At 63.8% G+C, this 9,210-nt stretch carries 9 protein-coding genes; all 9 read right to left on the reverse strand.

Going from position 1 to position 9,210, the window contains the following annotated elements; genetic code table 11:
* Nucleotides 1-11: 11 nt before the first annotated feature.
* Nucleotides 12-881: an urea ABC transporter permease subunit UrtB gene (urtB, locus tag QMZ05_RS31725; RefSeq protein ID WP_353704332.1), complete on the reverse strand. Its 870-nt coding sequence runs from the start codon at nt 879-881 to the stop codon at nt 12-14.
* Nucleotides 882-1,006: 125 nt separating this feature from the next.
* Entirely contained in the window at nt 1,007-2,257 is a 1,251-nt protein-coding gene (locus QMZ05_RS31730; RefSeq protein ID WP_353704333.1) for a transporter substrate-binding domain-containing protein, read from the reverse strand.
* A 127-nt stretch (nt 2,258-2,384) separates the two neighbouring features.
* On the reverse strand, nt 2,385-3,026 hold the full coding sequence (locus tag QMZ05_RS31735) for an ANTAR domain-containing protein (RefSeq protein ID WP_353704334.1): 642 nt from the start codon (nt 3,024-3,026) through the stop codon (nt 2,385-2,387).
* A complete protein-coding gene (locus QMZ05_RS31740; RefSeq protein WP_198961004.1) occupies nt 3,023-4,177 on the reverse strand; it encodes a transporter substrate-binding domain-containing protein in 1,155 nt (384 codons plus the stop codon). The genes QMZ05_RS31735 and QMZ05_RS31740 overlap by 4 nt, the downstream gene beginning before the upstream one ends.
* A gap of 273 nt (nt 4,178-4,450) precedes the next feature.
* Entirely contained in the window at nt 4,451-4,900 is a 450-nt protein-coding gene (locus QMZ05_RS31745; protein WP_353704335.1) for an OB-fold domain-containing protein, read from the reverse strand.
* A complete protein-coding gene (locus QMZ05_RS31750) occupies nt 4,897-6,093 on the reverse strand; it encodes an acetyl-CoA acetyltransferase (RefSeq protein WP_353704336.1) in 1,197 nt (398 codons plus the stop codon). Before QMZ05_RS31750 ends, QMZ05_RS31745 begins: the two co-directional genes overlap by 4 nt.
* On the reverse strand, nt 6,090-7,373 hold the full coding sequence (locus QMZ05_RS31755; RefSeq protein WP_353704337.1) for a CoA transferase: 1,284 nt from the start codon (nt 7,371-7,373) through the stop codon (nt 6,090-6,092). The genes QMZ05_RS31750 and QMZ05_RS31755 overlap by 4 nt, the downstream gene beginning before the upstream one ends.
* 54 nt (nt 7,374-7,427) lie before the next feature.
* On the reverse strand, nt 7,428-8,651 hold the full coding sequence (locus QMZ05_RS31760) for an ABC transporter substrate-binding protein (RefSeq protein WP_353704338.1): 1,224 nt from the start codon (nt 8,649-8,651) through the stop codon (nt 7,428-7,430).
* Between the two features lie 24 nt (nt 8,652-8,675).
* Nucleotides 8,676-9,210: iron-sulfur cluster-binding domain-containing protein (locus tag QMZ05_RS31765; protein ID WP_353704339.1), on the reverse strand; the 535-nt coding region annotated here is incomplete at its 5' end.

A 9,210-nucleotide genomic window follows, 5' to 3' on the forward strand; every position in this document is an offset into this window, starting at 1 on the left:
AGCGATCTGTCTCAAGCCCGCACGCGTGCGGTGAAAAGCCCCTCGGGGCGGAAACGGATGAGGACGACGATGGCGAGCAGCACGATCGCCTTGGCGACCGTGTCGTTCTGCAGGAAGGCGATGCCGCCGGAGAGTTCGCCGAGGATGAAGGCGCTCGCCACGGTGCCGGCGAGGCTCTGCACGCCGCCCAGCACCACCACCATGAAGGCATCGACGACGTAGCCGGTGCCCATATCGGGCGACACGCTCTTGAGCGGCGACACCAGCGCGCCGGCAAGGCCCGCAAGTCCGGCGCCATAGGCGAAGGTCAGCGCATAGACCCGTTTGGCGTTGATGCCGAACGAAGCGGCGACCGAGCGGTCCTGGATGATCGCACGCAGCTTCATCCCGATCGGGGTGCGGTTCATCAGCAACCAGGTCGCCCCGAACAGTGCGATCGAAACCACGAACAGGAACACCCGATACGACGACACCGGGATGCCGAACACGTCCATGCTGTCGGACAGCGCCGGCGGCAGCTGCACGTAGCGCAGCTCGCTACCGACCGATAGCCGCACCGCCTGCTGCAGCATGATGCCGACGCCCCAGGTCGCGAGGATCGTATCCAGCGGCCGGTTGTTGAGCAGGCTCAGCACATAGCGTTCGATGACCCAGCCGAATGCGGCTACCACCAGGAAGATCGGAACCAGGCTCGCCAGCAGGCCGAGCCCGAGATAGGTGTGGAACACCCAGGCGGCATAGGCGCCGAGCATCACGAATTCGCCATGGGCGAGATTGATGATGCCCATCGAGCCGTAGATGATCGACAGGCCGAGCGCGACCAGCAACAGGATCGACCCGATGCTGAGGCCGGTGACGATTTGTTCGATGAATTGGTCCACGTCGGGATCCGTTCTTCAATGTTCGTTTGCTGCGTCCTGCCTCTCGCACCACGTGCGCAAGGCTGCATTCACTACGGGGTGCAGGCCGCCGGCGCCGCACACCGACGGCCTCGTCAGCCCCGCCGTCAGCTCTTCTCGACCAGACCCTTTTCGGTGCAGGACTGTCCGGGATAGGCCGCGTAAGGCACCGGCTTCAGCCACTCCTTGGCCTCGACGAGAATCTCGAACTGGCCGTTCGATTTGGCCTGCGCGATCTTCGGCCACAGCCAGGTGTGCAGGTTCTCCGGCTCGATCTCGACCTTGCCCTGCGGCGCAATCATGCTCTGGCCCTTGACCGCGTCGCGGATGTTCGGGGGAGTGAGATCGCTGGTGGCGAGCTTCTCGACCGCCTGCTTGAACAGGTAGGTCTGGAAGTAGCAGGCCTCCGACACGAAATGCGTCACCTTGTCGGCGCCCCAGCGCTTCTTGTAGGCCTCGACGAATTTCTCGTTCTCCGGCGACTTGTGCACCATGAAGTACGGCGCCGAGGTGAAGTGACCGGCGGCGGCCTCACCGCCCATCGCCGCGACCTCGTTCTCGGAAGTCGTCAGACTCGCCATGGGCATCTTCTCGGGATCGAGGCCGGCAGCCTTGTACTGACGATGCAGCGCGACCACGGAATCGCCGACCACGGTGGAGAAGATCACGTTCGGCTGCGTCGAGCGGATCTTATTGATGACGGAAGAGAATTCGGAATGGCCGAGCGGCACATATTCTTCCGCCACGACCTCGCCGCCGAGCTTCTCGAGCAGCTTCTTGCAGTAGTTGTTCTCTTCCTTCGGATAGATGTAGTTGGAGCCGATCAGATAGAACTTCTTGCCGAACTTCTTGACCAGCCAGGGCACGAACTCGTCCTGCTGCTGGTTCGGCACCGCGCCGGTGTAGATGACGTTCTTCGAGCACTCGCGGCCTTCGTAGAGCGTCGGGTACCAATAGAGGTTGTTCTGGCGCTCGAAGACCGGGAGCACCGCCTTGCGGCTCGCCGACGTGTAGGAGCCGAACACGCTGACGCATTTGTCGCCGACGACGAGCTTGCGCGCCTTCTCCGAGAACGTCGCAGGATCGGAGGCAGGATCCTCGACGATCGGCACGATCTTGCTGCCCTTGATGCCGCCGGCGGCGTTGATTTCCTCGATCGCAAGCAGCGTCGCCTTGTTGAGCGATTCCTCGATGATCGCAGTCGTTCCGGTCAGCGAGAACAGCACGCCGACCTTGATCTCGCCGCCCGCGGCGTAAACGAGATCCGCGTTCTTGATCCAGATGTGCGGCAGTCCGGCGCCGGCAAATGCGCCAAGCGCCGCGGTATTCCTCAGCAAAGTCCGCCGTGAAATGCTCATCCCTAGCTCCCTTCAGGACTGAAAAAACAAAAAGCCCTCCCGATGCGCGCTTACGCGAGCATTGGGAGGGCTTTGTTGCCGGTTGTGTCGAAGGCGGCGCTGTCGCCGCCGGCCCCGCTATTGGGGCTTACTGTTGATGATCGTAGCCAAGCAGTTCGAACGAGTCAACAATCGCCGCGGCGACTGCGCTTGCCGACACGCGACGATCCATCGCCTGCCGTCTGATGAAGCCATAGGCTTCGGTTTCCGGCATCTGCCGCGTCGCCATCAGGATCGCCTTGGCGCGCTCCACCGTGCGCATCGAGCGCAGATTGTCGTCGAGCTTCTCGATCTTGCTGCGCAGCCGCCGTTCATAACCAAACTGGCTGCGCGCCAGCACAAGGCTCGACAGCACCGCATTCTGCGTAAACGGCCGCGGCAGCACGGCGTTGGGCGTCGCATGACACAACGCGTCGGCGTGAACGGATTCCGTCGCCGGCAGGATCACGACCAGCGCCGAGCGCGCATCGCCGGGAATCCACGGCAGGCGCCGCGCGAGGTCAGGCGAATATTCGCAATACACCACGTCGGCATCGGCCGGCACGCTTTCCGGCATCGGCCAGACCTGACGCACCCGCATCCGGAATCGCTGCAATTCGCGCAGCAACATGCCGACCTGATCGTCGACCGGTGCGACCACCACGGCCGAGAGATCGGCGAGTTCCTGAACCATGGTCTTGCGTCCGCCGACGTCTCGGCTGAGCTGCAGCTTACGCGACATTTCGTTCATTGGACGCTTCCTGTTTGCGTTGCACGACCATATCCGATCAGGAACGGATCGGCATGCACCGGCTCTTTTGATTGGCTGACGACATCGAACTGTCCCTGGCGGTTGGCACGCCCGATCCGGGTCCACAGATCGGTGTGGCCCGACATCGGGTTGACCGTCACCGCACCTTGCGGTGCATCAAAGCTGGTGCCGAACACCATGGAGCGGAGCACTTCGGTGTCGAGCGAATTGACCTGCTCGAGCGCTTTGGCAAACAGATGCAGCTGGAAATAGGACGCCTCGGCGCACATGTTGGTCGAGATGTCGGCGCCGAACCGCTTCTTGAAGCGCTGCACAAACGCGTTGTTGGCGCTGCCCTCGACGCCCTGGAAATAGGATGCCGCCGTGACGTGTCCTTCGCCGACGTCGAAGCCCATCGCGGCGATTTCGGCTTCCGTCGTGGTCAGGCTGGCGATCGGGACCTGCTTCGGATCGAGCCCGACATTCGCATAGGCCTGATAGAGAAACACCGTGCCCTCGCCGACGACGGTCGAGAAGATCACGTCGGGCCTGACCCGCTTGATGTCCTGGATGATCGGGACGAAGTCCTGCCAGCGCGCGTAGACATTGACGTAGCGCTCGCCAACGACCGAGCCGCCGTTGCTCTTCAGCAGCTCGCGCATCACCCGGTTGGACTCGCGCGGATAGATGTAGTCCGAACCCACGAAATAGAATCGCGTTCCGAACGTATCCATCAGATAGCGGCACAGCGCGAGGCTGTTCTGATTCGGCGAGGCGCCGGTATAGATGACGTTCGGCGACGCCTCGAACCCTTCATAGAGCGTCGGGTACCAAAGCAGGCCGTTCAGCCGTTCGACGACCGGCAACACCGCCTTGCGGCTTGATGAGGTGTAGCAGCCGAAGATGGTGCTGACCTGGTCCTCGACCATCAGCCGCTTGGCGTAGTGGCCATAGGCCGCCGAATCCGAACCAGGGTCGTAGGCGACGGGAACCAGTTCGCGGCCGCAGACCCCGCCCGCCTCGTTCACCTCCTCGATCGCCAGCTGCGTGCCCTGATACTGGGTTTCCTCGATCACCGACATGAAGCCGGTTCGCGAAAACAGGACTCCTATCCGCCACGGAGCGGAGGTCGCTTGGGTAGGATTCGACATGATCAGGCCCTCGACAGAATTGGAGGGACGAGAGGGATTATTGTTCTTGTTGCTCTCGAACAGCATTGCCGGGAGCGGAAGATTGCATGTCATCTGCCGCGAGACAAGGACCCTCGCAGCTCATCCTGTCAGCGACGCTGACGCGAAAGCAGGCAGACCGGATGTCACCCGCGACGGATCACAGGTGCAGCGGTCCGTGGACCAGCTATCTCCGGTAGACGCGCGATCGATTGCCCGTATAGACGCAGGGATGGATAGTAACTCCGGGGAAACCTACAGCCGGCGCCATTGCAGCAGGGAGTAAGGCGGATCCTGCTCCGGATGATGCTCGAAGACCCCTTCGACGTCAGCGCCGATGGCAACCGTCTGTTCGGGATCGCCGAGCAGATTGCCGACCATGCGAATGCCGCCGGCATGCGGCAGTTCGACCAGCACCGCGATGTAAGGTCCATGCCCTCTGAGCGCCGCATGCGACGGATGCCACGCGCGTTCCCAGCTGTAGATCCGGCCGCGTGGCTCGACTTCGGTCCAGGCCGGGTCGAACGCGTGGCAGCGATGGCAGAGCCATTCGGGGCCGAACTGCCATGTGTTGCAACGGCCGCAGCGTTGCACCAAGAGCCTGCCCTGACGCAATCCCTCCCAGTAGGGCGCAGACAGGCCGTCAGGTTCTGCAACCGGAATCGGCAGGCCTGCCGGGAGATAGCGCGTGCTCGGATTGCTCATAGGGTGGCCTCCGACCCCAGAATGAGATTGCTTGCGGGAGAGACCATCGGACCTCCGATGACCAATGCGACGTCGCTGCGCCGGGCCTGGCTGGTCGACATGCCCCGCACCTGGCGCACTGCTTCAAGGACGAGCTCGAAGCCGTGCATGTAGCATTCGGCAAGATTGCCACCGCTGGTGTTGAGCGGCAGCCGCCCGGACGGCGCGGTCAGGTTCTCGAAGGTCAGGAAGTCGTTGGCCTCCTCCGGCTTGAAGAAGCCGTGCTCCGCCAGCGCCATCACGACGCCGCCGGTGAAATTCTCGTACGCTTGGACCACGCCGACATCTGACGGCTCGACCCCGGCCATGCGATAGAGATCGGGGGCGACGGTGTCGAAGCTCGCAGTGGCGTAGAGCGGCGCGTTGTGTGCCGTCGCCGCCGCACGATGTCCGGATCCGAAGGCGGCACCGAGCAGATAGGCCGGCTTGCGCCGGAATTCCGCGGCACGCTCCGCCGATACCAGCACCAAGGCCGCTGCGCCGTCATTTTCCATGCAGCAATCGTAGAGATGGAACGGCTCCACGATCCAGCGCGAGGCGTCATACTTCTCGACATCCAACGGCTTGCCTTGCATCACCGCGCGCGGATTGGCCTGGGCATGGTGATAGGAGGCAAGCGCGATCGCGCGCAACGCCTCTTGCCGGACGCCGTGGTCGTGCATGTAGCGCTGCACCCGCATGGCAAAGCGCTGCGGCGGCGCCAGCACGCCATAAGGCATCAGATAGGACCGTTCGCCCGACACGGTGTGGATGCCGCCCGCCTGTCCGAAGCGGCCATACTGGCCCTGCGCCAGCGAGCGGAACACCACGACACAATCGGCGAGGCCCGCGACGATCGCGGCCGCCGCATTGGCAACCGCGGCACAGCAACCGCCGCCGCCTCCCCCCCATTGCATGGTCGCCGAACGCAATCGATGCGTCCCCAGCGCCGCGGCCAGCCGCGACGCCTCGCTGCGATCGTCGCTGTAGGACGAGAACCCGTCGATCTCGCGCGGATCGAGGCCTGCATCCTCGCACGCCGCCAGAATGGCCTTCAGCGCGAGCTTGAATTCCGGATCGGGCGAAGCGCCATGGCGATAATATTCGGTTTCACCAATCCCGATAACCGCCACGCGGCCCCGCAGCGTCCGCTCGTCGCGCCCGCGCCCCGTCACGGCTTGGCATCCTGTCGCGAGGCCTGGCTGCCGAACGCTCCGTCCTTGGCAAGGCGCGCGATCTCCGTCTCATCGTAGCCGAGCAACTCGCGCAGGACATTTTCGGTGTGCTGCCCGACAGCCGGTGCCGCAACGGGATCGACGATCGGGGTCCGCGAATAGCGGATCGGCAGGTTCACGTTCGGCACCCACCCCACCGTGTCGTGCGGGATCCTCGTGACGATCCCGCGCTCCCTCGCCTCCGGCGAGCGGATCGCCTCGCCGACGGTGCGCACCTGGCCGCACGGCACTCCGGCCGCCCGCATGCGCGACTGCCAGTGCGACCAGGGCTGCCGGGCAAAGGCATCGCCGAGAATCGCGAACAACTCCTCACGCCGACGGATTCGATCGGGGCCGGTCGCATAGATCTCGGCCGCCGCGAGATCCTCGCGCTCGAGCACCTGCGCCATCAGGCGCTGGAAGATCTTGTCATTGCCGCAGTTGATATAGAACGAGCAATCGCTCGCCAGGAACACACCCGACGGACACGTATCTGGGCTGGTATTGCCGCTTCGCTTTGGATCCGCATTGTTGAACAGCGACTGCATGGTCGCGTAGCCGGTCATCAGGACGGCATTCTCGAACAGCGACACCTCGATGGCCTGCCCCTGCCCGCTACGCTCGCGCGCGAACAACGCGCCAAGGATCGCATTGCTGGCCATCATCGCGGTGCTGATGTCCATCACCGGCGACAATGCCCGCACGCCCTCCCGGTCGGCATAGCCGTTCATCGAGACGAAACCGCTCTCGACCTGCGCGATCGGATCGAAGCCGAGCCGGTCGGAGAACGCCCCGTCGCGGCCATAGGCCGACACCGAGCAATAGATGATCTCGGGCTTGATCTTGCAGCAGCTCTCGTAGTCGAGCCCGAGCCGCGCCATCACGCTCGCCGAAAAATTCTCGACAAGGACATCAGCCGTCGCGATCAGCTCACGCGCGACCTTCAGGCCCTCGGGCGACTTGAGATCGAGGGCGACACTGCGCTTGTTGCGGTTGGTCCAGAGGAACGGCGCACCGTGCCTGAGATCGGGATGCACGGGGGGATAGCGGCGCAAATCGTCGCCGCGGCCGGGCGCCTCGATCTTGATCACCTCGGCGCCCATGTCGGCGAGGATCATGGTGGCAAACGGTCCGGCGATGAAATGCGAGAAATCGATCACCCTGACCCCCTCGAGCGCCCTGGGCGCATCGGCAGGGCGCGGCGTCTGCTCGGGGAAGTCGGCTTCGAGCTGGTCCAGCATTGGGACGTCCATCAGTTTGAGAATGTGTTGATCCGAGGGCGGCAGCCGTTGTCGTCAATTGCTCTTCGATGACTCGACGAGCGAGCAACCGCCCTGGTCGAGCGGCCGGAACGCCTCCGGCCCTGTGAGCACGCCGACCTGCTCAAGGAGATCCCACTTGCTCTTCGACGCATTCGGGCTCTTCACTTTCAGGATGTACATGTTGTGAATGGCACGGCCGTCGGCGCGCACCACGACCGGCCCGAACAAGGCGTCGTCGATCGGCGCCTCCTTCAGCTTCTGGATCACGGCCGGTGCGTCATTGGTTCCCGCCGCCAATGCCGCGTTCAGATAGGCCAGCACCGAGGAATAGACGCCGGCATGGAAGGCAGTCGGCGATTGCCCATGCTGCCGTTCGCTGAATTTGGCGGACCAGGCGCGGCTGGCGTCGTTGAGGTCCCAGTAGAACGGCTGGGTGATGATCAGCCCCTCTCCGACCGCAAGCCCGCTCGATTCGACATCATTGGTGGTGGTCAGCAGCGCCGCGAAAGTGCGTCCGCTCTGCTTCAGCCCGAACTCGGCGGATTGCTTGATCAGGCTGACGGTGTCGCCGCCGGCGGTCGCAAACGCGATCACGTCGGCGCCCGAGCTGTCGGCCTGCAGGATGAACGAGGCATAGTCGGCATTGTTGATCGGCACATTGACCGATCCGAGGACGGTGCCACCGCCGGCGCCGATCACTGCCGTGCCGTCGCGCACCATCGACTTGCCGAGCGCATTGTCGGTGGCGATGAAGTACCATTTCTTGCCGCCGTGGCGCACGAGATAGGCACCGATGGTATGCGAGGCCGCCCAGGTATCGAAGGTCCATTGAATCGTGTTGGGCGAGCAGTATTTCCCGGTCAGGTCGGAAGACGCGGCACTCGAGGCAATCAGCGCCGCCTTGGTGCCACGCACGACTTCGTTGACCGCGAGCCCGACCGCCGAGTTCGGCACATCGGCGACCGCATCGACCTTCTCCTGATCGATCCAGCGGCGCGCGATCGCGGCGCCGACGTCGGCCTTGTTCTGGTGGTCGGCCGAGACGATCTCGACCTTGAAATCCGGATGAAGCCGCATGAAGTCCTCGGCGGCCATTTTGGCCGCGGTCACCGAGCCTTCGCCGGCATTGTCCGAATAAGGGCCGGACGCGTCATTCAGCACGCCGATCTTCAGGGAACGCGCAGCGTCCGCCGACGCCGGCGAGGTGGCGCAAGCCGCCAGCAGCGCCATTCCGACAATGTGCGAGAGATACTTCATTGGTTCCACCCTTGGATATTGTTCTTAGAGATCGAGCACCAGCGTGCGGGACCTGGCGCCCGAGCAGCAGATCATGACGCTCTTGTTCGCCGCCTGCTCTTCCTCGCTCAGAAACTGGTCGCGATGATCGGGTATGCCCTCGAGCACACGCGTCTCGCAGGTGCCGCAGACCCCTTCGGTGCAGGCGTAGTTCGCGGCAATGCCGGCATCCAGCAGCGCGTCGAGGATGGTCTTTCCGGCCTCGACTGAGATGGTGCGATTGCTTCGTGCGAGCTTGACCTCGAAGCCGCCTTCCGTCGCCGGAGCTTCCCGCGCCTTGAAATATTCGACATGCACATGATCGGCCGGACGATCGGCGGTCGCCGCCTCGAATGCCTCAAGCATGGGCACCGGACCGCAACAGTAGAGATGCGCGCCAGCCGGCGCCTTCCTGACGATCGCCGGGAGGTCGAAGACCCGGCCCGATCGCTCGTCGTCGAAATCGAGATGTACCCTCGATCGATACGCGCCGAGCTCGTCGAGAAATGCGGCCGCGCCGCGCGTCCTGGTGGCGTAGAAC

Origin of the sequence: Bradyrhizobium sp. INPA03-11B (assembly GCF_040446015.1) — a bacterium.
Classification (GTDB): Bacteria; Pseudomonadota; Alphaproteobacteria; order Rhizobiales; family Xanthobacteraceae; genus Bradyrhizobium; species Bradyrhizobium macuxiense_A.